The following is a 22,059-nucleotide window of genomic DNA, read 5'->3' as shown; positions in this document are numbered from 1 at the left end:
GCTTCAAGTAATCACGGTGGGGGCATCCATCCCCGTGCGTTGCTTGATCTCCGCCAGGTCGTTAATCGCGCTGATCATGTCGGCGAGGGCGATCTGGGGGTCCTGGTTGAGGTCGCCACTGCTAGGCACATAGCTCTCCAGGTAGATCCGGATCGTGGCGCCTTTGGTGCCTGTGCCCGACAGACGCACCACCACGCGGCTGCCGTCGTCCAACATGATGCGCAGACCCTGGCCCGTGGTCACGGAACCATCCACGGGGTCGGTGTAGCTGAAGTTGTCCGCTTCGCTGATGACGCGTCCGGCAAAGGATTCGCCGATCAGGCTCGGCAACATGGCCTCCAGGCGGTCGTAGAGACCGTGGGCGGCCTCGCTGGCGACGGCTTCGTAGTCGTGGCGCGAGTAGTAGTGGCGTCCGAAGCGCTTCCAGTGCTCCGCCATGATCTCGGCGACGCTGCAGCGGCGTTCGGCCAGGATCTGCAGCCAGAACAGCACAGCCCAGAGCCCGTCTTTTTCGCGGACGTGGTTGCTGCCGGTGCCGAAGCTCTCTTCACCGCAGAGCGTGATCTTGCCGGCGTCCAGCAGGTTGCCGAAGAATTTCCAGCCAGTGGGCGTTTCGAAGCAGTCAATCCCCAGTTCCTTGGCCACCACGTCCACGGCAGCGCTCGTGGGCATGGATCGGGCGACTCCCGCCAAGCCGGAGGAGTAGGCAGGAGCCAGCGTGGCGTTAGCGGTCAGCACCGCAAGGCTGTCGCTGGGATTCACAAAGCAGCGCTGGCCCAGGATCATGTTGCGATCGCCATCGCCGTCGCAGGCGGCACCGAAGCGGTAGTCGTCACTTTCGAGCAGCAGTTCGGCCAGCTCGTGGGCGTAGGTGAGGTTGGGGTCGGGGTGACCCTTGCCGAAGTCTTCCAGTGGGGTGCCGTTGCGCACACTCCCGGCTGGTGCACCCAGCAACTCTTCGAACAAGCGGGTGGCGTAGGGCCCGGTGACGGCATGCATGGCGTCAAAGGCCAGCGGGAAGTCGCTGCGGATCAGATCGCGGATCTGATCGAAGTTGAACAGCTCCTGCATCAGCGTGACGAAATCGTCGACGCCGTCGATCACCTCCACCTGCATGGCGCCGATGCTGTGCAGACCGGGCGTATCCAGGGGGATCGCTGCCGCCTCAACGATCGTGTATTGCTCCAGGGTCTTGGTGCACTCATAGACCGCATCGGTGAAGGAGGCGGGGGTGGGGCCACCGTTGGCGCCATTCACCTTCACGCCGAAATCACCGTTGGGACCACCGGGGTTGTGGCTGGCGGAAAGGATGATCCCGCCGATGGCTTGGCGCTGCCGGATCAGGTTGGAAGCGGCAGGAGTGGAGAGGATGCCGCCGGTGGTGACAACCACTTTGCTGAGGCCATGGGCGGCGCCCATGCGCAGGATCACATCAATCGCCCGGCGGTTGCCGTAACGGCCATCGCCACCCAGCACCAGGGTTCCCCCTTGCACGCCCGGGAGAGTGCGAAATGACGCCTCGATGAAGCTCTCCAGGTAATGGGGCGCCTCGAACTGACTGCTGCTCTTACGCAGGCCGGAGGTTCCTGGCTTCTGGTCGGTGAAGGGGGCGTCCAGGTGCACCTGGTGTTGGGTCGGTTCTGCAGGGGCCGAAGTGGTCATCACGTCGGATGGGGGGCTTTATGCGGAACCTAAACATGGAAATCCACTTGCGATGCCATGGGCGCGACCAGTTGAGATCGCTACCCTTTGCCTCGCACCAATGCCGACGACCATGCATCGCCTTTTGTTGCCGTTGATCGTCGGCATGGCTTGCGTCTGCCCTGCTGTGGCCGCATCACAGAGCTGGAAACGGGCCCTTCCGATGCCTCAGGCATCTCAGGAGGCAGTGACGGCCGCCAATGCTGTGATCAATCAGTCAGGTTCAGAAGAATGCCTGCGCGGCAAGCTGTCCAATGCCATCGTGCGGTTGTCCAACAGTTGTGATGTTTCCGGCCACTCCTCCACGGCGTGTGAGCTGGCTTCCGAACTGGCTGGTCAGGACAGCGAACTCAGCATGGGCGAGATGCTCACCACATCTGAGATCTTGCTTGATCTCCTCAGCGAGCCGGAGTCGTCTCTCTGATGGCCTCTTTTGCTTCGACGGTTGTTAGCGATCCCGATTTCGAGCCCCTTGACGCTGATCACGACAATCTCCGGTCATTTTGGCGGCAACGCGGCGTCCACAATCACCAGCCACGGACGCTTTGCTCCCGACGTGCAAATGAAGCGGGACGTGATCAAGAAGCACCCTGATGCAGCTTCAGCGGTTCAGATTCAACTTGGATTGAGCTTGGATTCAGGCTTAAGACTGACGTGATTTGGGCTTTTCCTTTTTCTTGACCGGTTCAGCGCAGACCCTAGGGATCCGTCGGGCCGTATTGGTGATGGTGTCCTTACGCCGGAAATCGTTGGAGCTGGCGACCTTGGCTTCATCCATCAAGGACCACAGCACGTCTTTACAGAGCCCAGGCAGTCTTTGGTTGTCCATCAGGGGATCCGCAAGCTGACGAACGCGTGTGCAGGCTTCCGTTGTGTTGTGGCGGGAACAGGCGTAGGCAGCGTGTTCGATGCCTCTCAATTGCTCCTTGCTGGGCCAGGGCTCATAGGGCTCAGCTGCAATTGCGGGGCTGGCCATCGCGAGCAGCAGCAGGACGCGTGTGATCTTGAGTGTCATGGAACCATTCTGGCGTGCTTTTTCGAAGTTGAAGCCAGTATTTAGTGGCAATAGCGAAACACAGCATTTGATCATGTTTTGCTTTTGTAAGCCTTCGCTGACTCTGCTTTCGTTGGGGTCAAAGATCAATTTGCTTTGCTCGTTGATGATGATGGAATCTCCTTTGTAGATCGCTTGCTTGGATTTTCCTTGGCGATCTTGATATGTTCGCGTCAGCCAAAAATATCTATAGAGGCTTGTAGGCCCAGAATTGATACATGCTTTGAAAAGTTGACGGATTCTCCTTTTCAAAATCCCCCCAATTGCTTAGTGAGGTGCTATTGCTGTCTTCTGGAAAACGCCGCTGGTAAGCGGTCTTGATTGCTTCAGGTAGCATGAATCCGCAAAACATCAAATTTTCAGTCTCTAAAAGTTTTTGCAGGGTCTTTGTCGTGAACTGATGCTCTTGAACGTGAAAGCAAAGGTCGCGGCACTCGGAGAGTGAATAGAAGTCATTGACAAGGACTGAAATATCTTTTAGTTCATGCTGATCGTCATTCAATATTTGCTTTCGAAAATCTCTGATGCCTTCGGGTGTGCTCTGAATGCCCAGCTTTTGGATGAGGTCTCGTGCTGCTGAGACTTTCTGCCTGGCAAGTTTGCTGTATAGGCCAATCTTGATATAGCCGCCTGGCTTGAGCATGCTGTTGAGTGCTGCCAGCCCCTTGGCGGGGTCTTCCATGTGATGCAGGACTCCGCTGCACTCAATCACGTCATAGACATCCTGAAGCTGATTGGCGTCCAGAATGTCGAGTTGCTGGAGCCGAACATTGTTCATTTGGTATTCCTGTGACTTCCTGGCTGCGTAGGCCAGACTGCTGCTACTGATGTCAATGGCAGTGATTTGGGCATCTTTGTAGCGGCTGGCATTGATGATTTGGTTTCCCGTTCCGCATCCAGCGATCAGAATATTTGGGTTGGAGGAGGGTGATGAGAGCTCATTCGTGAAGAAGGGATTTGAAATTGTTGTTTCTAAGGATATGAACTCAATTAATTGTTTTGCAAAATGGGGAGGCGTGTGGTCTGCATATTGGTATCTGGGGTAAGGATTTTCTTCATACATTTGCTGGACTGCTAGTGAAACAGCATTGGTGGTTCTTTGTCTCGCGCTGAGCCGAGCTTTGATGTTTTTCTCTTTCTGCACCTCGTTGTATTGAGTCTCGATAAATGCTTTGCTCTCATCGCTGTTGATGGGATAATTATTTATGTCACCTTCTCGTATGGTGAAGCCATGGATGGATGAATAGCAGCCAATCATGGGCAAGTAGGTATTGAAAGTCTCTTTGCTTGTCTTCGCTTTTTTGACAAGATCGTTGATCCATTGTTGCTCCTCCTCTGATTGCCAATACACATACTCGTTGAGGAAGCACTGAGTTGCTAGTGCTTCTTGGAGAGGTTTTAAGTTATTGGGTATGACATTATTGTTTTTGAGGTGAACCAGAAATTCTCTCCTGAGGCGGTTGAGGAACTGCTCGATAACTTGATGGGGTGGGACCAGTAGTGTGAGAGATTTTCTGAATCTCCAGTCTGATGCAAGCTTGTGAAAGGTCTGATTCTGATCTGAGATGATGGGATCTGAATGGGCGGCTTTTTGAATGTCTTCAAGGTATTCTTGAATGAAAATTGGGCATAGTTTGCGGTGCGAAAAGTCATTGCAATTGATCAGTATTTCATAAGCTTTTCTGGCGTAATCTCGATTCGATGAGCTGATCTTAATATCACTACCAAGGCTTTTTAGGTTCTGTATCGCTTCGATGTTGTCTGCATCAGACTCGATCGCCTTGACGGTGGCTGTTAGGGCTTCATCTGTTTGTCCAAGGTCTCGGTAAATGCTGCCCAGATTCATCTGGGTGGTGGATGCTCCTTGGTCAAGATCGAGTGACTTTAATGTAAATCGAAGTGCTTGATCAAGGTTGCCAATATCTCGGTATAGATTTCCGATATTGCTGTAAATTTTGGGGTCATCGGGCTCGAAATTTAAGGCTTGTTCATAGCAGTCAAGGGCTTCTTCCATTCTTCCACTGTTTTTGCATATAATTCCGAGATTGCAAAAAACTGCAGGATCAGATGTTCCTGCAGCGATCATTTTTTTGTAAATCGACTCGGCTTCTCGGAGTCGACCTGTCTGGTGGGAATAAATGGCTTGATTGAACCATTTCTGGAAATTCAGCTGCGGCTTTTTTGAGGATTTATTACCCTTTTTGTCTGCCGGTCCGCCAAATCCAGCCACTTGGGTTGCCTGCGTATGTTTTCAGTGTAGCTGTGTGCTAACTATCTTTAGCCTCTCTACCCAATCGTCGCAATAGGCTGGCATTAAAGTTGAAAATGAAGGTAGTTAGATTTGGATTTAATTGCTGGCATTAGTGAGGTATTTAGTTGGAATTTTTGAGCTTATAGGTTTTCCAGGAGGGAAGAACGCCAGTATTTATAGGTTTTTGAGGCATCCAGGTGATGGTCGTATGGGTTGCTGTTAAGCAACGATATTTTTGGCAAGCGGGTGACTTGATCGATCAGGTTTTCGTAAGTATTGACAAACTTGTACCCTCTTTTTGTGCAGAGTTTTTTAAGATAGTAGTTATATGCTTCAGTTAGCTTACTGCGCTCAGATTGAGAGGCAGTGACCTGTGTTCGAGCACCTTTGAGGAACCTTTTGTCTGTATTATCTCGAATAGTAGGTGGGACTACACAGCATATCAATATGTGGTTGGGTTCGAAATAGTTTTCAACCTCTTTTTTTAGGAATTCAAAATAGTTGTTTAGTGATCTTTTGAGTTGACTTCTGATGCTGTCATTATATTTAGTTTTTCTAAACCAGATAACATATCCACAGTCAACTTCTCCAAGCATTGTCATGCAATGCGTGTGTGAATTAGCGTATTTGTCTAGTTTATCTTTAAAAATCGCTAGAGCATTTGTCTTGGAGTGTGGGTTGACAGCACCCTGAGCAGATGAGCCTGTCACAATACAATGAGATATCATGAGTTTACTCATAGATCTTTCGACTAGTTTGAAGACGTGAGCATGACTATCTCCAAGTAGAAGGATTTTTTTTGAGGGCGCTGTCATTTGTAAATCTCAGTCAAAAATTTGTGATTTCTTTACTCGCTCGAAGAATCCATACTGCTTAAGTGCTTGAGTGATTTCAGTTTCGATTGCTTTCTCTTGATCTTTAGTTATTGAGATTTGGTTTTCTCTGGGGAACTCCTGAAATCTATATTGATCTTCGTCTTGCAATCCCATTAAAGTACATATGTCTTCTGATGCAAGAAGTTCTTGAAACCCAAATGCTTTAACGAATGCATGTTGTTGCAAATTTTTTATAAATTCTGCATGCATTGCAGGCGTGAGAGCCGAAGTACCGGGATGACTGTTTTCAAGTATTGATTGCTTGTATATAAATTCTTTTGGTGAGATTCTTTTTAATCCTTTTCCAGATCGTGTGGAGAAGGTTCTTAGGTACTTGGACTTTAAATAGCTCGTAGGATTTCTAAGACAGATCGATATTAAAGGCGTTTCCTTAAGCGAGTTCAATGCATGAATTGTATTGTATATTGCGAATTTTGTATCTTCTGTATGACGTGAATTCCCTTGAAGAGATGCTCCACTGTCACATAATCTTTCATCATGAATTAGGATCGATTTATTTTTAGCAATCAGTACTTGTTTTAGAATCGATTCGAGAAGTGGTCGGCAAATATCTCGTTTATGCTTCTCGATGTGTCCTGACATTATCGATAAAAGTTTAATAGCGGCTGAGATTTCACATCTTCTTTGTAGATTGTTCAAGTCGGATATTGAGCTTATAAAGTCAGCCATTCTTTTTGGGGTAAATTGAGACACGCCGCCTTTTGTTAGAAAGTTGTCGCTCGTGTAAGGCGTCTTAGTTAATACGTGATGTTTTTTGAGTTGACAAAGTATATGAGATTGAATAGTAGTTGTACCTGTCCTTGGGCATCCGATGTTGATAATTAGTTGCTGTTTAGTTCTCATTGTTTCATACAGTCCCCTTCTAGGATATTACCATATCAAATACTGGTACGTCTTCTTGGTTTCGACCAGACGAGGCAAGGGATTTGGTGATATATCAAGCATTTTGTTGGGATTGTATTTTGAATCATTTTTCCATAATGCCATGTATTTATCTTTAAGTATGCCAATGAATATGAGCAGAGTAGATCCGCTGCAAAAAATGCAAATCATTGATGGGAGCCAGCAACTGGCCTTGAATTCATTTCAAATGCTGTGGGAATTTGTTAATTTGAATTTGTTCAGCTGCCAGCTTGGTAAGTACTTATATTTAGCAATTACTTACCCTTCAAGAGTGTAGTATAAGGTTCCTTTAGGTATTAATCTTTCGGATAAATGCCAATAATTAAACAATCTATCGAGCAGATTGTAATTGACTGGGACTAGAGTTTAGCTCTTGTTGCAACACTTGGAGTGGTTTCTTTTTAAAAAAACTTTGTCACAAGATGAGCGGCTTGCAAAGCTTGAGTAATTGAAAATCGAATGTACGTTATTAAAAACTTGCCTAAATAGGTCTTGCTTTGTTTAAGGATGTTCGATTGATATTGGAGAAGTGAAATATGCTCATTTTTTTTGAGCCCAAAATTGATACATGCCTCTAAAAGTTGAAGAATTGTCTTGTTCAAATTGACCCCAATTTTTTAACGAGGTCATGTTAATGTCTTCTGGATATTGATCTCCGTAGAGCTTCTTGATTTGGCCTGGAATCATGAATCCACAAAATGTCAACTGCTGAGAATTCAGTAGTTTTTCTAGCTCTCCTGTGGTAAAACGATGCTCTTGAATATGGAAGCAAAGGTCTCTACATTCTGAGAGTGAATAAAAATCTCTTGCATATTGTGGAATATCTATGAGTTCTTTGATTTCTCCATCCAGTACTTTCTTCCTGAACTTCCTTATACATTCAGGAGAGCTTTTCAGTCCCATCATTTGAATTGTTTTCCGTGCGCTCACAATACTTTTACGTGCAATCTCGCTATACAGGCCTAACTTGATGTATCCACCAGGTTTAAGTTGTTTAACTAATGCGGAGAGTCCATCTGCTGGTTGTTCCATATGGTGGAGAACTCCGCTGCATTCAATAATGTCAAACATTTCTCTGAGCTCAGAGATGTTAAGAAGATCTAACTTTTTAAAGATAACATTATTCATCTTGTATTCCGTTGTTTTCCTTATTGCATATGCCAAGCTTCTGCTACTAATGTCAATAGCTGTGATCTGAACATTTTTGTACCTAGTAGCATTGATGACTTGGTTGCCTGTGCCACAGCCAGCAATCAGGACTTTTGACCATTCGTTTGGTCTTCTTAACTCGTCTCGGAAAGAAAGCCCTTGTTTAGTTGTCTCAATGCCGATGATTTTGGAAATTGGGCTTGCTAATTTCTTAGAAGTTATGTCCGAGTACTTGTATCTCGGATAAGGATTCTCCTCATACATCTCTTGAACGCGCAGTGAGGTTGAATTAGTAGTGTTTTGATGCTCCTGAAGTGACAATATAATTTGTTTTTCTTGATTCGGCTCTGTATGTTGGACTTTGATCAGTTCTTTGCTAATGCTATTGATAGCGGGGTAGTTGCTAATGCAATCTGCTTTTATTGGTGTTGCATGAATCGCTACGTAGCAACCTATTATTGCCAGACTTTGATTGACAATTTCTTGATTGTCGACCGCATTGCTAATAGTATGATCTATGTATTCTTTTTCTTCTTCTGTTGTGTAGTAGGCATATTCATTCAAGTGACATTGAATTGCTAAGGCTTCGGTTAATGCCTTTAATTGTTCTGGCATTGCATATCCTTTTTGATTTAATTTTAGGATTTCTCTTCTTAGCCTGGTTAAAAACAATTCGATTATTGGCTTTGTGGGAATCATTAAGCTCAGCGATTTAAGAAATCTCCAGTCAGAAGCCAGTGTTTTTAATGCTTTATTTTTGTTGCAAATAATAGGGTTGAATGAAGATGCTTCGATGATCAATGGGGTAAATGCTTGCTTGAATGTCTTTGTTAGTCTGTGATGTGAGATGTCTGTTCTTGCAAGTAGGAGTTCATACGCCCTTGCGATGTCATCGGAGTTTGATTGAGTGAGGTTAAGGTCTTCCAGTATCTCTAGAGTATTTGATATGGCGCTGGTGTTCTCTGGTTTTAGATCTATGGATTTTAGGGTAAAAGTAAGAGCTTGTTCGAGATTGCCGAGATCTTTGTAGATGTCGCCCAGGTTCATGTGGGCAGTGGGGTTATCAGGCTTGAGCTCGAGTGATTTGAGAGTGGATGCAAGAGCCTGATCAAGATTGCCAAGATCTTTGTAGATGCCACCCAGGTTCATGTGGGCATCAGGGTTGTCAGGATTGAGCTCGAGTGATTTGAGAGTGGAGGTAAGAGCCTGATCAAGGTTGCCGAGATCTTTGTAGATGCCGCCCAGTTTCATGTGGGCGTCGGGGTGATCAGGGTTGAGCTCTAGGGATTTGAGAATGGAAGTAAGAGCCTGATCGAGTTGTCCAAGGAGTTGGTAAATTCTGCCCAGATTCATGAGGGCAGTGGGATTATTAGGTTTGAGCTCTAGCGATTTGAGGGTGGAAGCAAGTGCCTGATCAAGGCTGGCAATCTCCATGTATAGATTACCAAGATTAGAATGCGCATCTGGGTGATTGGGGCTTAATTCAATAGCTTTTTTGTATAAGTAAATTGCCTCGTCTGATCTTCCGCTATTCTTGCAAATTACTCCTAAATTTGAAAATATTGCTGAATTTGAGATCCCGCGATTTATGGCCTTTCTGTAGTATTTCTCCGCATTTACTTGATCTCCTCTCGCATGGTAGTTAATAGCTTTTTCAATAAGAGTATCTCCAGTGATTTGTAGTGTTCTCCTTGGGAGATTCTTTTTGTTTTTGCCGCTTTTGGGGCTCCCAAACCCTGCCATTCTTTCTCTGAAATCTCAGTCAATTGTAAGTCATCTCTCTAGCGACTATCAGCCCATCTCAATCCCATCCCCACAGAGGATCCGCTGCCGTTCCAGCTTGCGGCGCATCTGTCCGGTGACGCCGAGTTCCGCCCCGAGCCAGAGGCGATCCATTCCTCGGGTGAAGTGTTGGGCAAGTTGCGGTGAGTGAATGACGAGCAGGGTTTCGTCGTTGGTGTGGGCAGCAGAGGGCGACCAGTTGAAGGATCCTGTGATCACTTTTTTGTTGTCGATCACGGCGTACTTGTGGTGGAGCTTGTCGCCGCGTGCCAGGCGGGGTGTGCCGACACCATGTCTTTGCAGTGGTTTTGAAGGAATCGCTTAGGGATGTCCGGGACTCCCCTAACCCCATAAGCCGGAAACCAAGCCACGCGGACACTTGATCTCGTGTTGAGCTCCCATAGGGCTACGAAGGGCTACTGGATCGGCGGCTCTGGCTTTGCTTTTAAGGGGTGTCATCCCTAAGCCCGAATCCCATGTAAGGGAGAGGGATGTTGATGAAGCCTCCGAGGGTGAGGGACAACCACGGTGCTCTCCAAGTCAGGTTGAGGCTGGATGGGCGGGACCATTTCATCCATCAGATTGGTCGTTTCGACGATCCAGTCACCCAAGCCAGGGGACAAGCCATCTGCGCTGAGATCTTGCGGGATGCCCAGCAGGGAGATTTAGAACAGTCCCTAAATCGATATCGCTACTCAAACATCTGTGCCTTCATGATTTGATCGTAAAAGCCATATTGCTTGAGTGCCTCTGTGATTTCAATTTCGATTGCCTGCTCTTGCTCTTTTGTGAAGGGCAGTTTATTTTCTCTAGGAAAGTCTCGGAAGGCGTACTTGTCTTCTCCTGGTAGACCCATTAATGAGAAGACATCATCGGAGGCAAGGAGCTCCTGAAAGCCGAATGCTTTGACAAATGCATGCTGTTGAAGTTGTTTGATGAATTCTGCATGCATTGCGGGTGTGAGTGCAGATGTGCCTGGGTGATCTGATTCGAGAGTGGCTTGCTTTTGAATATACTCTTTGGGTGAGATTTTCTTCAGTTTTCCTTGGTGTCGCAAAATTGCTGTCCTGATGTATTTCGACCTGAGATAGCTGATTGCTTCTCTGAAGCAAATAGATATGAGTGGAGTTTGTCCATTGGCTTTTGTGCATACTCTTGATAGCGCGTGAACAAGAAATTCTTCGTCTGATTGAGTATGTTGTGAATCACCTCGCAGAGAGGCGGAGCAATCGCAAATTCTTTCGCTTGAAAGTAGCAGGTTGTTGTTGTTTGCAACTTGTATAAGCTGTTTGACCGCTAAGCAGATCAGGTGCTCGACTTCTTTGTCTCTTTCGCCTCGAGAGATCTGTACTAATGGTGTCATTATATTATTGATAAAGTGTTTTGTGCTATTTATTTCTTCAGGCTTGTTGGCTTGAAGTGATTGACGAATCTCTTCTTTTGTAGTGTATCCAATAAGTGGTTTTTGATTATCTCGAATATTCCCAGAACTGCTGTAGGCTCTTTTGCTAACAATGAAGGATCTTCTGCATTTTGGTAGCAAATGCTTCTGTATTACAGTTGTTCCTGTGCGGGGTGTGCCGATGTGGAGAATCGTCGCCGGCATTGTTGATTAATATTCGATTTGACTTCTTTCCTATATTACGTTTATTCCCTCTCCACCCCCTCCCCGCATCGAATCTTTTGACGATCCAGTTTGCGGCGAATCCTTGCAGTGATCCCAAGCTCGGCGGTGTCCCAGAGGCGATCCATCTCTCGGGTGAAGTGTTTGGCGAGTTGGTGAGAGTGGATCACCAGCAGCGTTTCGTCGTTGGTGTGAGCGGCAGACGGTGACCAGTTGAAGGATCCAGTGATCACTTTGCGGTTGTCGATCACGGCGAACTTGTGGTGGAGCTTGTCGCCGCGGGCGAGGCGCGGGGTGCCGATGCCTTCAAGGGCTTGATCCAGCGGCTGGTTGTTCGCTTCCACCTTGCAGGTGTGATCCGGAAGGGTGACGCCCAGCAAATCGAGAACTTCAGAGAAAGGGCGGTTGGCAAAACCAGGATCGGCGACCAGCCTGATCTCTACGCCTTGTTTGATCTGTTCCCGCAGCACGTTCGTTAATTGCTGTGCGGAGAACACAAACAGGGCCATGTCGACGCGTTGTCTTGCCTTGTTCAACTGCTTCGCCAGCAGGTTGAGCCCGTGCCCCTGATTCCTTTTGGGATGAGGTGAGAACAGCACGTCCACCTGGGTGTTGCCGACCCGCACTGTTTGAGAGCCCTCGCTTGCTTTCTGCAGGCCAAAGCGACTGTCCGGATTACCGCCGGGTCCATCCCCCCACATCTGGGTGAATTCTTTGCGGAACACAGATGCCAGCCCAGGGCTGTTGAACCGAAGCAGGTGATTCACATTGCCGCGGCTGGACGGCCGCCTCGCATCACCATGCAGGCCGGAGCTGGTGAGATTGGCGCTTCCGGTGATCACCGATGTTTGGTCGACTACCAGAAACTTTTGGTGCATCAGCCCACTGCCACGGCTGCCGTCTTCTGTGTCGTCAATGAGTGGAATGTGGGCAGCCTTTAGCAAGGCCACGGCATCGCCTTGGAAGGCTTCTTCCGGGCTGGTGGTTCCATCCCCATCGCTATCAGCCAGTTGGTTTAACTGATGCCAACGCTTCCGTTCGCGCTGGTTCAATCGGCTCGGCCGTTGTTCGCTCCAGGCGGTGCTGTAGTTGTTCTCCAGCACCACTGCCACATGCACACCTCGTTGTTTTGCCGCGATCAGTGCTTGGGCAACCCTTGGAAGGCTGAGCTCTTGAACGGCCACCAGCACTTCCTCGTGGGCGGCATCAATGGCTGCAATCAGCCATTGCTCCAGGTCGTCACCATTGCGCCAGGCCCCAGTCAGGGGTGATCTGTAGCGCGATGTGGCGTTGTGGTTGAAGACCACATCGATCTTGTTGGGAAGTGCAAGAGCCGCTGGGCTTTCGCCCACAACCGACCCCGCCTGGCTGCAGCCACTGCAGAGAAGAGCCGCTGCCATCAATGCCAACTTGCTCTTCAGCATCCCGATCAAGCCCTTTGTCTTGATCAGAGTTCCCCTGGTTTTAGTGGGGCATCTCCGATGTCTTCAGCATCGCAACAAACCAGATGCCACTCAGAACGAGGGCCACACCAACACCTGCTCCGATACTCACCCGTGTCATGACCAAGGGCACGACCAATGGGAAAACCATCGCCCCCGCGAGGGGGGTGATGGCCACGAACCAGCGCAGGGAGGCTGGAGCTTTGGGATCAGAAGGGTTCAGAACCACTCGGCGCGAGCTTCGCTGGCGGGGTTGCTGTTGTCTTCAGGGGTCTCACGCTTGAAATTGAGCGTGATGTTGCGCATCTGCTCTCCATCAGAGGCTGTGGCCTCGATGGCATACATCTGTTCGCCATCACGGAAGGGCACCTGAATCCGGAAGGTGCCATCGGTGGAGAGAGGAACTTCCTCGCCTCCGATGGTGAGGCGCGCCGAAGGGTCGGTGGCGCCGTACACGATCAGTTCGGCGTCGGCCACCAGCCAGAAGGAGCGTTGGCGAGGTGCCACGCCACCCAGGCCGGACTCGCTGCGGCCGCTGGCCCACAGACCAACACCGGAGTCGTTCAACCCGGTGCTTTCGCCAGAGGTATCGAAACCTTCCTGGAATTCTTCAGAGCCGACCCGGCGCCGGCGGAATTGAACAGTCGCGCTTTGGTAGAGCCGCTCGTGCAGACCACTGTTGCTCGACTCACTTGGTGAGACGGGAGTCGTCGTCGTTGCTGGTGCTGCTGGGGCAGCATCGAGGCTGAAGGGAACGAACTGGTCAAGAATCTGTTCGCTGGGGTGGAGAGCAGGCACGCGCGCCACCGAAGAGAAGGCCAGAGACATCCAGGTCGTGCCGATGCGGTAGCCCAGTTCGACCCGGTAATCCCGGTCGCAGAGAGGTACAGGCAGATACCACTCGGTGCTGTGGCTGTCGACCGGCACTTCCTGGAGAGTATGTGGATGTGCGTTGCCGTCCTGCATGCCGGTGACATCGGACAGGCGGAGGCAAAGACGGCTGGCTCCATCCTTCTGGGCAACCTTGCGATCGGCTTCCGAGATTTCCCAGAACACGTAGGCCCATTGGGGATCACGGGGCAGAAACACAACGCGGGTGTCACTCGTGCTCACGGCCGGTGCGTTGAGCTCAGCTTCGATGGCTTTCAGGTCTCCACCGCGCTTTTGCTGACGCTGGGCAACTTCGTCGACAAGGGTCTCTTTGCTCTTGCGGCTGTAGAGCGGCACTCCCAGATCACTGGCGATCTGACGCAGTTGACGAAGGGTGAGACGTGCCAGTGATGACAGTGTTTGAGACACGCCTAAAAACTCCAGGTTTCGTTTGGGATCATTGTGATCCGAAAAATTCCTTTTCGAGCCGGCAATGGCCCAAGGGTCAGTGGAACCTGACCACTTGTTGGGCTCCGATCCCGGGGATCACTTTCGCTCACACAAAAAAAGCGGGGCGTCAGCCCCGCTTTTTTGATTGTGCTTGGCTCCGGACTCAGCGGCCGAGGGTGCGATAAGGAACCTTTGCCAGGTAGTCGATGTCGGCACTGGAGTTCCCACCCACCCGACGTGGACTGCCGATTTCGCTGACCCAGGCCATGTAGTCCGAAGGAGAACCACCCTTCCGGATCTTTGCGCGTTCCGGCAATTTCTTGGCAGGACCACCGGTGAAGATGAGCTGAGGGAAGCCCAGGATTCCGCGGTAGTACTCGTCGTAGCGAGGGGTGGTGATGTTGAAGGGAGTGTCACCGAGCTCGCGGCCGGGAAGCACACGGTTCCGCTGGTACGGAACAGTGTCGTAGCCAAAGGTGTCGAGGTATTCAGTGCTGTCGAGGAGAACGTCAACCAGGCCTTCGAGGCCCTTGGTCGCAATCACGATCGACCAAGACAGCTCCTCGCCTTTCCCGTTGACTTTGCGGCCAAGGATCCGTTCGCAAAGGTGGCGGACAACTTTGTAATTGCTGTTGAAGCCGTAGAAGGTGCGCTTGAAGGTGTCGGAGAGCACCAGGCCGCGGATGAAATCACGAACGGTGATTTGGCCATCCTTGAGCTGGGACTCAAGGTTGACGTCCCGATCTGTCTCGAAGGCGTGGAAAAAGATTTGGCGGTAGCCGCTCTCAACCACCGTGTCGAAGTTGTCCCGGTCGTCGGCAATCTCAATGGAGTAGGCCCTCGATCCTTCCTCGGAGCCAACGCGAATGTTTGGAACACCACTCCTGAGGGAGTTTTGGGTGATCGGTGCGTACTCCAGAAGAGGAATGGCCACGCGAGCTACAGCATCCACTGTTCGGGATCGTAGAAGTGCTCGGTCTTGCCCCCTTCAGCAGGTGTTGCAGCGATTACATGCCGTAATACTTCTTCTAAGTATTTCTGCTTACCAACCGAACGGGGCGAGGCCTGCTGCGCTGATGGCAGTTTGCGCGTTATGGCTGGTCTCCGGCCTGTCGTCCAGCTGCCGGGTCTCCATGCAGAAGGAGGCGTTGTTGGAGAGCCCCTGAACCGTGCTGGTGCGCAGCCGCAGGTTCGGACCCGCGAACCAGAAGCGCTCCAGGGAGCTCATCATTTCGTAATCGGTGGTGAGGATTAGGCCGTTTTCTTCGTCCATACGGAACTGGCCCGCCACCGGTGCTTTTTCGGCGTAGCCGCGATCCCGTAGCAATAGTCCGCGTCGCCCCGTCTCGTCCTCGGGGATCAGTCCGAACATGGTCTGGTCCTCGTGGGATTCACCGGCGCGGTCCCAGGCCATTGATCCGCTCCAGCGCACCCAGCAGCCGCCGACGATTCGCTCAACGCTCTCGTTGTTGCGCTCGGCGATCTCCGCGAGTCGCTCGTCTCCCTTCAGCAGTTCCTCTACGACGATGAAGGAGGCTCCGGCTTCGGCTCGGCGATGCAGCAGATGATGCTGGCTGCGCTGCGAAGTCCACCGGCCACAGCTCAGGCGAAAGAAGCTGAGGGCGTCAGAGATATCAAGCATCGCCCGCGTTAAACAGATGAATTGATGATGGCAGCTCGACGGCGTTATCCATGACAGCCATGTCAGCCACGGCAGCGGGCTTCGGCGGCGTTGATCAGATCGTCGAGGGTCAGCGCCAAGGGTGGCTTGCCCAGTTCAATCGCCAGCTGATCGAGCTGGTCGGCGGCCGCCCTGAGCTGCTCAAGCAGGGTCTCGAGAAAGGCGGGGTCGTCCGCGACGACGGGTTGCTGCCTGCACCAGAGGCGCTGTTGGTCTTCGTCGGGGATCGCTCCTGTGGCCTTGCGTCCAGCCATCGCCTGAAAGCTGTCCAGGCAATGGCTCAGAACCCGCAGGTGATGCCGATCCAGCTGGGGCAGCAAGGTGGCATCGATCTGTTCAATCGTCGCCCGGTCGATGGCCATCAGCCCTGGGCAAGTGGAGTGATCCGGAAGCCGCAAGCGTGACCGCCCTCGAGCCGCCAATGCACGCGTTCGACTCGACAGTCCGGCACGGTCTGCCGGATCAGTAGTAATTCTTGGTCGCATACCGCAGGAAATTCCTCGGCGATGCGTTGCACCGAACAGTGGGCCTCTTCGAGTCGCCAGCTGACGCCGTCGTCATCTCTGCTGCAAACGGTGACGTAGCCCTCGTCGCGCCGCAGCCGTGCCAGATGTTCGAGGCGAGCCTCAAGGGAGGCATCGCCCAGGCTTTCTCGGTATTGGCTGGCTTTCGACTCGGCCTGCTGGTTCAGCAGCTGACGCACGGTCGCTTCGGGGAGATGGCTGCGCATCGAATCCAGTAGCCCCAGGGCGAAGCGGTCACTGCCGTCTGGAAACTGGGCCCGTCCCTGGTCGGTGAGACACCAGCGGTTACTGGGACGCCCTGGGCCGCTGGAGTTGCTGCTGGCGCACACCAAGCCACTTTCGGCGAGAGAACGCAGGTGCCGGCGCATGGCCTGCACGGAAATGCCCACGGTGCCGGCCAGATTGCCAGCGTCTTCCTCTCCTCGCTCCATCAGCAGGGAGAGCACGGCGTCGCGGGTGCTGGCAGGGGCCGAGGCGCTCATGAAGAAGCGAAACCTTCCCACACGATGCCATCGAATTGCCTCGGAATGTCGGCCGGGTTGCGGGTCACAATGGGAAGCCCGCTGACCGGAGGCCTGTTGGCCTAGGCTTCCGATAAGGAAACCGCGGGGTTTCGTAATTCGCCGCTCCCTCCACTTCCATGTCCGACGCCCCTCAAGAGCCGACAGCAGAAAGCCTGGAGGTGATCCGCAAGTTCGCTCAAACCTACGCGCAGCGGACAGGCACCTATTTCTGTGCTGATCCCAGTGTCACCGCTGTTGTTCTGAAAGGTCTCGCGCGTCATAAGGACGACCTAGGAGGCGCTCTTTGCCCCTGCCGGCACTACGACGACAAAGAGGCCGAGGTCTCCCAGGCCTTTTGGAACTGCCCCTGTGTTCCGATGCGTGAACGCAAGGAATGCCACTGCATGCTCTTCCTCACTGAGGACAATCCTTTCGCCTGCCCTGACAAGACGCAGTCCATCTCCACTGAAACGATTAACGCCACCGTCGGCTGAACGGAATGACCAGTACCTCCACACGGGATCTCGTCAGTCAGCCGTACAAGTACGGCTTTGTCACCGAGATCGAGACCGACAAAATCGCCAAGGGTCTCAGCGAGGAGGTCGTTCGTTTGATTTCGGCCAAGAAGGAAGAGCCGGAGTTTCTGCTCCAGTTTCGGCTCAAGGCCTTCCGCCACTGGCTCACCCTGGAGGAGCCTGATTGGGCTGCTCTCGGCTATCCCGAGATCGACTACCAAGACATCGTTTACTACGCCGCGCCCAAGCAGCAGGACAAGAAGGCCAGCCTTGATGAGGTGGATCCGAAGCTTCTGGAAACCTTCGACAAGCTCGGCATCCCGTTGAGCGAACAGAAGCGCCTCAGCAATGTCGCTGTGGATGCTGTTTTCGACAGCGTGTCGATCGCCACCACCTACAAAGAGAAGTTGGCGGAACACGGTGTGGTGTTCTGTTCTTTCAGTGAAGCGGTGAAAGAGCACCCCGAGCTGATCGAGCGTTACCTCGGCACTGTTGTCTCCAGCAACGACAACTACTTCGCCGCCCTGAACTCAGCGGTGTTCAGCGACGGATCCTTTGTTTTCATCCCGAAAGGGGTGGAGTGTCCGATGGAGTTGTCCACCTATTTCAGGATCAATTCCGGGGACACCGGTCAGTTCGAGCGGACCCTGATCGTGGCCGAAGAAGGTGCCTCGGTGAGTTACCTCGAGGGCTGCACCGCCCCGATGTTTGACACCAACCAGCTCCACGCTGCGGTGGTTGAACTGGTGACCCTTGAGGATGCCTCCATCAAGTACTCCACGGTTCAGAACTGGTATGCCGGCGATGAAAACGGTGTCGGCGGGATCTACAACTTCGTGACCAAGCGCGGCCAGTGCCGCGGTGATCGCAGCCGCATCAGCTGGACCCAGGTGGAGACCGGTTCGGCCATCACCTGGAAGTACCCCAGCTGTGTGCTGCAAGGTGCTGATTCGGTAGGTGAGTTCTATTCCGTTGCACTCACCAACAACTGCCAGCAGGCCGATACCGGAACGAAGATGGTCCATGTCGGACCGCGCACCCGCTCCACGATCGTGAGCAAAGGCATCAGCGCCGGACGCTCCAGCAACAGCTACCGAGGCCTTGTGCAAATGGGGCCCAATGCCAAGGGAGCTCGTAACTACAGCCAGTGCGATTCGATGCTGATTGGCGATCAGGCTGCTGCGAACACGTACCCCTACATCCGTTCTCAGCAGCCGCAGGCGGCCATCGAGCACGAGGCCAGCACCTGTCGCATCTCCGAAGACCAGCTCTTCTATCTCCAGAGCCGTGGCATTGGTTTTGAAGAAGCCGTCTCAATGATGGTCAGTGGCTTCTGCCGCGACGTCTTCAACCAGCTGCCCATGGAGTTCGCTGCTGAGGCTGACAAATTGTTGGCCCTCAAACTCGAGGGATCCGTGGGCTGATCCCTGTCTCCACCCTGTCTCTGTTTTTCAACGCCTCCTTCCGTGATTCGCCCTGACGCTGAGCTGCTGCTCGACATCCAAGACCTGCATGCCTCCGTCGAGGACAATCCCATCCTCAAGGGGGTGAATCTGCAGGTGCGTGCTGGTGAGATCCATGCCGTGATGGGCCGCAACGGCAGTGGCAAGAGCACTCTCTCCAAGGTGTTGGCTGGGCATCCGGCGTATCGAGTCACGGGCGGCACCGTTCGCTACCGCGGTCAGGATCTGTTTGAGCTGGATCCTGAGGAACGGGCCCGGCTGGGGGTGTTTCTCGGATTTCAGTACCCGGTTGAGATCCCCGGCGTCAGCAACCTGGAGTTCCTGCGGGTGTCCACCAATGCTCGGCGGGAGAAACAGGGGGAGGAGGAGCTCGACACGTTTGCCTTTGAGGATCACGTGCACGACAAGCTCAAGGTGGTGCAGATGGACCCCGCCTTCCTCGAGCGGAGTGTGAATGAAGGGTTCTCCGGTGGTGAGAAAAAGCGCAACGAGATCCTGCAGATGGCGCTGCTTGAGCCTGTGGTGGCGATTCTCGATGAAACCGATTCGGGTCTCGATATCGACGCCCTGCGCATCGTTGCCGGTGGAGTGAATCAATTGGCGACGGAAGACAACGCCACGCTGTTGATCACCCACTACCAGCGTCTTCTTGATGAGATAACCCCGGACTATGTCCATGTGATGGCTGCGGGCCAGATCCTGCGCACTGGCGGACGGGAACTGGCCCTTGAGCTCGAGCAGACCGGATACGACTGGGTGGATCAGGAGCTGGCCACCCAGGGGGCTGCTTAATCATGTTGAGCAGTGTGCTGGCGCCGGTTCAGGAGCGCGGTCGCGCCGCGTTGGAGCACCTCGGTCTGCCCAGCCGCCGGGAAGAGTCCTGGCGACTCACCGACCTCAAGCGTCTTGCGGCTGTGTCGGCGTTGCCGACCAGTGCGTCAAAGAGTTCAGCACCACTGCCGCCCAGCTCGGAGGGGGTGACCCGTCTGGTGCTCAACGGTTCTGACGATCCCTTGGCAGGGCAGCTCCTTCCAGAGGGGATCACGGTTCTCAATGCTGATGAGCTGAAGCAGGCCCTCGGTCACACCCTTGATTGCTGCGGTTGCGCCCAGGCCTGGCCGGTGGAGTTCAACCACGCCAAAGCGCAGCAGATCCTGGCCCTCAGGGTGCAGGGGTGCGTGGGTTCGCTGGAACTGGTCCTCGCGGCGGGTGCCGGGTTGAACGCCACCCGGGTGCTACTGCTGCTCGAGGAAAAGGCGGAGCTTGAGTTGCTGCAGGTGTTGTTGGCGGAGGGTGCGTCCGCCCACAGCCACGTGCTGGAAGTGCATTTGGGGCAGGAGGCGCAACTGCGGCATGGGGTGCTGGCCACGGCTGATGGCGCTTCGTCGTTGATGGCGCATCTGGCGGTTGAGCAGGAGCCCCGCAGCTCCTATGCCCTCACCTCGGTCGTTCAGGGCTGGAGCTTTGGACGGGTGGAGCCCCGGGTGGTGCAGGTGGATGGACAAGCGCAGACCGTGCTCAAGGGCTTGGCGGTGACCGGCGCCGAACAGCAGCTGGCCACCCATACCGCGGTGCGTTTCGACGGGCCTGAAGGGGAGTTGGATCAGTTGCAGAAATGCCTGGCCGGTGGCCAATCCCACGCGATTTTCAACGGTGCCATCAGTGTTCCCCGCGATGCCCAGCGCACCAATGCGGCGCAGTTGAGCCGCAACCTGCTGCTGTCTGATCGCGCCCGGGTCGACACCAAGCCCGAGCTGGAAATCGTGGCGGACGATGTGCGCTGCGCCCACGGCGCCACCGTGTCTCAGCTCCAGGACGATCAGTTGTTCTATCTCCAGAGTCGTGGGATCGCCGCGGCGGAGGCGACCGCGCTGCTGTTGCGCGGGGCCTGCCAGGAGGTGATCGAGCAGCTGCCTGCTGCTGCGCAGGCCTGGCGTCCCCTGAAGCGCGTGATGGGCAGCCTTGCCCCATGACAATCACCGCAAAAGCACGATCTGGTGCGGATTTCGTGGATTTATCCTCTCGATATCGTTCCGACTTCCCGATTCTTGAGCAGCTGGCTCCCGATGGCCGGCCGCTGATTTATCTCGATCACGCCGCCACCAGTCAGAAGCCCCGCCAGGTGCTGGAGGCGCTGCAGCAGTACTACAGCTGCGACAACGCCAACGTGCATCGCGGCGCCCACCAGCTCAGTGCCCGCGCCACCGATGCTTTTGAGGCAGCCCGCAGCACGACTGCGGCCTTCGTGGGTGCCGCCACTTCCCGGGAGATCGTCTTTACCCGCAATGCCAGTGAAGCGATCAACCTCGTGGCGCGCACTTGGGGTGACGCCAACCTGAGGGAGGGGGACGAAATTCTCCTCACCGTGATGGAGCACCACAGCAATCTGGTGCCTTGGCAGCTCCTGGCCCAGCGCACCGGTTGTGTGCTGCGTCATGTCGGCATCACCGAATCCGGTGAGCTGGATTTGGAGGATTTCCAGGCCCAGCTCAGCCAGCGCACCCGGCTGGTGAGCCTGGTGCACATCAGCAATGCACTCGGCTGCTGCAATCCCCTTGATCAGGTGATCCCGGCGGCCCATGCCGTTGGCGCCTGCGTGCTGGTTGATGCATGCCAGAGCCTGGCCCACAAGCCGATTGATGTGGCAGCGATGGAGGCCGACTTTCTTGTCGGCTCGTCCCACAAGCTCTGCGGGCCCACCGGCATGGGCTTTCTTTGGGCGCGGGAGTCTCTGCTGGAGGCGATGCCTCCCTTCCTCGGCGGTGGGGAGATGATCCAAGACGTCTTCCTGGATCACAGCACCTGGGCGGTGCTGCCCCACAAGTTCGAAGCTGGAACCCCTGCCATTGGAGAAGCGGTGGGCATGGGTGCCGCAATTCGCTATCTGCAGGCAGTTGGTCTGGAGGCGATTCAGGCCTGGGAGGCTCAGCTCACCCGGCATCTGTTCAACAGGCTGCAGGCCATTGATGGTGTGCGGGTCTTGGGGCCGACGCCGGATCAGCAGCCCGACCGCGGTGCCCTCGCCACATTCCTGGTGGATGGCGTGCATGCCAACGACATTGCCGCGCTGATTGATGCGTCCGGGATCTGTATTCGCAGTGGTCACCACTGCTGTCAGCCCTTGCACCGTTTGTATGACGTCACGGCTTCAGCCCGGGCCAGCCTGAGCTTCACCAGCACCTTTGAAGAGATCGACCGCTTCAGCGAGGAGCTCGCTTCCACGGTCGCCTTCCTGCGCGAACACAGCTGAG

General features: G+C 53.5%; 21 protein-coding genes and 1 pseudogene. 6 read left to right on the top strand and 16 right to left on the bottom strand.

Annotated elements, in window-relative coordinates; all coding sequences use genetic code 11:
• Positions 1-3 precede the first annotated feature (3 nt).
• A complete protein-coding gene (locus tag DXY29_RS02355) occupies positions 4-1,662 on the bottom strand; it encodes an alpha-D-glucose phosphate-specific phosphoglucomutase (RefSeq protein ID WP_115022548.1) in 1,659 nt (552 codons plus the stop codon).
• Between the two features lie 100 nt (positions 1,663-1,762).
• Between DXY29_RS02355 and DXY29_RS02350 the strand changes: the two genes are divergently transcribed.
• Positions 1,763-2,125, top strand: coding sequence for a hypothetical protein (locus DXY29_RS02350; RefSeq protein ID WP_244279283.1), 363 nt, complete (start codon positions 1,763-1,765; stop codon positions 2,123-2,125).
• A gap of 219 nt (positions 2,126-2,344) precedes the next feature.
• On the opposite strand, the gene DXY29_RS02340 is transcribed toward DXY29_RS02350, so the two are convergent.
• The 15 genes and pseudogenes from DXY29_RS02340 to DXY29_RS02275 form a co-directional block, all read right to left on the bottom strand.
• On the bottom strand, positions 2,345-2,716 hold the full coding sequence (locus tag DXY29_RS02340) for a hypothetical protein (RefSeq protein WP_115022545.1): 372 nt from the start codon (positions 2,714-2,716) through the stop codon (positions 2,345-2,347).
• Positions 2,717-2,942: 226 nt separating this feature from the next.
• Positions 2,943-4,985: a tetratricopeptide repeat protein gene (locus DXY29_RS02335; protein ID WP_244279282.1), complete on the bottom strand. Its 2,043-nt coding sequence runs from the start codon at positions 4,983-4,985 to the stop codon at positions 2,943-2,945.
• 161 nt (positions 4,986-5,146) lie between these two features.
• A complete protein-coding gene (locus DXY29_RS12950) occupies positions 5,147-5,821 on the bottom strand; it encodes a hypothetical protein (protein WP_136987705.1) in 675 nt (224 codons plus the stop codon).
• Positions 5,822-5,830: 9 nt separating this feature from the next.
• Positions 5,831-6,595, bottom strand: coding sequence for a hypothetical protein (locus tag DXY29_RS12945; RefSeq protein ID WP_136987704.1), 765 nt, complete (start codon positions 6,593-6,595; stop codon positions 5,831-5,833).
• Positions 6,596-7,345: 750 nt separating this feature from the next.
• Positions 7,346-9,697: a class I SAM-dependent methyltransferase gene (locus tag DXY29_RS02325; protein ID WP_115022542.1), complete on the bottom strand. Its 2,352-nt coding sequence runs from the start codon at positions 9,695-9,697 to the stop codon at positions 7,346-7,348.
• 48 nt (positions 9,698-9,745) lie between these two features.
• Positions 9,746-10,027, bottom strand: a pseudogene (locus DXY29_RS02320) (phospholipase D-like domain-containing protein); the annotation flags it as partial.
• A gap of 154 nt (positions 10,028-10,181) precedes the next feature.
• Positions 10,182-10,310 (bottom strand): hypothetical protein, encoded by a 129-nt coding sequence (locus DXY29_RS13815; RefSeq protein WP_256377593.1) that lies wholly within the window; start codon positions 10,308-10,310, stop codon positions 10,182-10,184.
• 117 nt (positions 10,311-10,427) lie between these two features.
• Positions 10,428-11,342: a hypothetical protein gene (locus tag DXY29_RS12940; protein ID WP_136987703.1), complete on the bottom strand. Its 915-nt coding sequence runs from the start codon at positions 11,340-11,342 to the stop codon at positions 10,428-10,430.
• Positions 11,343-11,383: 41 nt separating this feature from the next.
• A complete protein-coding gene (locus tag DXY29_RS02305) occupies positions 11,384-12,784 on the bottom strand; it encodes a phosphatidylserine/phosphatidylglycerophosphate/cardiolipin synthase family protein (protein WP_115022538.1) in 1,401 nt (466 codons plus the stop codon).
• A gap of 40 nt (positions 12,785-12,824) precedes the next feature.
• Positions 12,825-13,031: a hypothetical protein gene (locus tag DXY29_RS02300; protein ID WP_115022537.1), complete on the bottom strand. Its 207-nt coding sequence runs from the start codon at positions 13,029-13,031 to the stop codon at positions 12,825-12,827.
• Positions 13,022-14,101 carry a DUF4912 domain-containing protein gene (locus DXY29_RS02295; protein ID WP_115022535.1) on the bottom strand — a complete coding sequence of 360 codons (1,080 nt, stop codon included), beginning with the start codon at positions 14,099-14,101 and terminating at the stop codon, positions 13,022-13,024. Before DXY29_RS02295 ends, DXY29_RS02300 begins: the two co-directional genes overlap by 10 nt.
• A 184-nt stretch (positions 14,102-14,285) precedes the next feature.
• On the bottom strand, positions 14,286-15,074 hold the full coding sequence (locus DXY29_RS02290; RefSeq protein ID WP_115022534.1) for a phycobilisome rod-core linker polypeptide: 789 nt from the start codon (positions 15,072-15,074) through the stop codon (positions 14,286-14,288).
• Between the two features lie 90 nt (positions 15,075-15,164).
• The gene (locus DXY29_RS02285; protein WP_115022532.1) at positions 15,165-15,764 is read right to left on the bottom strand and encodes a phycobiliprotein lyase; all 600 of its coding nucleotides are present in this window, start codon (positions 15,762-15,764) and stop codon (positions 15,165-15,167) included.
• Between the two features lie 62 nt (positions 15,765-15,826).
• Positions 15,827-16,165, bottom strand: coding sequence for a hypothetical protein (locus tag DXY29_RS02280; RefSeq protein WP_115022530.1), 339 nt, complete (start codon positions 16,163-16,165; stop codon positions 15,827-15,829).
• Entirely contained in the window at positions 16,165-16,809 is a 645-nt protein-coding gene (locus DXY29_RS02275) for a metalloregulator ArsR/SmtB family transcription factor (protein WP_115022529.1), read from the bottom strand. The genes DXY29_RS02280 and DXY29_RS02275 overlap by 1 nt, the downstream gene beginning before the upstream one ends.
• Positions 16,810-16,967: 158 nt before the next feature.
• Here DXY29_RS02275 and DXY29_RS02270 point away from each other — a divergent pair, with 158 nt between their 5' ends.
• From DXY29_RS02270 to DXY29_RS02250, 5 genes are read left to right on the top strand one after another with little or no spacing between them, the layout of a single operon-like run.
• Positions 16,968-17,324: a ferredoxin-thioredoxin reductase catalytic domain-containing protein gene (locus tag DXY29_RS02270; protein WP_115022527.1), complete on the top strand. Its 357-nt coding sequence runs from the start codon at positions 16,968-16,970 to the stop codon at positions 17,322-17,324.
• A gap of 5 nt (positions 17,325-17,329) precedes the next feature.
• On the top strand, positions 17,330-18,769 hold the full coding sequence (gene sufB, locus DXY29_RS02265) for a Fe-S cluster assembly protein SufB (protein WP_115022526.1): 1,440 nt from the start codon (positions 17,330-17,332) through the stop codon (positions 18,767-18,769).
• A gap of 42 nt (positions 18,770-18,811) precedes the next feature.
• Positions 18,812-19,600, top strand: a complete 789-nt coding sequence (sufC, locus tag DXY29_RS02260; RefSeq protein ID WP_115022524.1) for a Fe-S cluster assembly ATPase SufC — start codon at positions 18,812-18,814, stop codon at positions 19,598-19,600.
• Between the two features lie 2 nt (positions 19,601-19,602).
• On the top strand, positions 19,603-20,781 hold the full coding sequence (gene sufD / locus DXY29_RS02255) for a Fe-S cluster assembly protein SufD (protein ID WP_115022522.1): 1,179 nt from the start codon (positions 19,603-19,605) through the stop codon (positions 20,779-20,781).
• Complete coding sequence (locus tag DXY29_RS02250; protein WP_115022520.1) at positions 20,778-22,058, top strand: SufS family cysteine desulfurase; 1,281 nt, start codon at positions 20,778-20,780, stop codon at positions 22,056-22,058. Before sufD ends, DXY29_RS02250 begins: the two co-directional genes overlap by 4 nt.
• The last annotated feature ends 1 nt before the right edge of the window (position 22,059 follow it).

This window comes from Synechococcus sp. UW69, from assembly GCF_900474185.1.
Classification (GTDB): Bacteria; Cyanobacteriota; Cyanobacteriia; order PCC-6307; family Cyanobiaceae; genus Parasynechococcus.
The sequence above is the reverse complement of the archived record's forward strand: the minus strand, read 5'-3'. Positions and strand labels throughout refer to the sequence as shown.

Bases quoted from the DNA above. Each gene is read 5' to 3' on its own strand.
- DXY29_RS02305 (WP_115022538.1), bottom strand. From the start codon at position 12,784: ATGCTGAAGAGCAAGTTGGCATTGATGGCAGCGGCTCTTCTCTGCAGT.
- sufD (WP_115022522.1), top strand. From the start codon at position 19,603: ATGTTGAGCAGTGTGCTGGCGCCGGTTCAGGAGCGCGGTCGCGCCGCG.
- DXY29_RS02325 (WP_115022542.1), bottom strand. From the start codon at position 9,697: ATGGCAGGGTTTGGGAGCCCCAAAAGCGGCAAAAACAAAAAGAATCTC.
- sufB (WP_115022526.1), top strand. From the start codon at position 17,330: ATGACCAGTACCTCCACACGGGATCTCGTCAGTCAGCCGTACAAGTAC.
- DXY29_RS12950 (WP_136987705.1), bottom strand. From the start codon at position 5,821: ATGACAGCGCCCTCAAAAAAAATCCTTCTACTTGGAGATAGTCATGCT.
- DXY29_RS13815 (WP_256377593.1), bottom strand. From the start codon at position 10,310: ATGAAATGGTCCCGCCCATCCAGCCTCAACCTGACTTGGAGAGCACCG.
- DXY29_RS02270 (WP_115022527.1), top strand. From the start codon at position 16,968: ATGTCCGACGCCCCTCAAGAGCCGACAGCAGAAAGCCTGGAGGTGATC.
- DXY29_RS02355 (WP_115022548.1), bottom strand. From the start codon at position 1,662: ATGACCACTTCGGCCCCTGCAGAACCGACCCAACACCAGGTGCACCTG.
- DXY29_RS02280 (WP_115022530.1), bottom strand. From the start codon at position 16,165: ATGGCCATCGACCGGGCGACGATTGAACAGATCGATGCCACCTTGCTG.
- DXY29_RS02350 (WP_244279283.1), top strand. From the start codon at position 1,763: ATGCCGACGACCATGCATCGCCTTTTGTTGCCGTTGATCGTCGGCATG.
- DXY29_RS02250 (WP_115022520.1), top strand. From the start codon at position 20,778: ATGACAATCACCGCAAAAGCACGATCTGGTGCGGATTTCGTGGATTTA.
- DXY29_RS02285 (WP_115022532.1), bottom strand. From the start codon at position 15,764: ATGCTTGATATCTCTGACGCCCTCAGCTTCTTTCGCCTGAGCTGTGGC.
- DXY29_RS02275 (WP_115022529.1), bottom strand. From the start codon at position 16,809: ATGAGCGCCTCGGCCCCTGCCAGCACCCGCGACGCCGTGCTCTCCCTG.
- DXY29_RS12940 (WP_136987703.1), bottom strand. From the start codon at position 11,342: ATGCCGGCGACGATTCTCCACATCGGCACACCCCGCACAGGAACAACT.
- DXY29_RS02340 (WP_115022545.1), bottom strand. From the start codon at position 2,716: ATGACACTCAAGATCACACGCGTCCTGCTGCTGCTCGCGATGGCCAGC.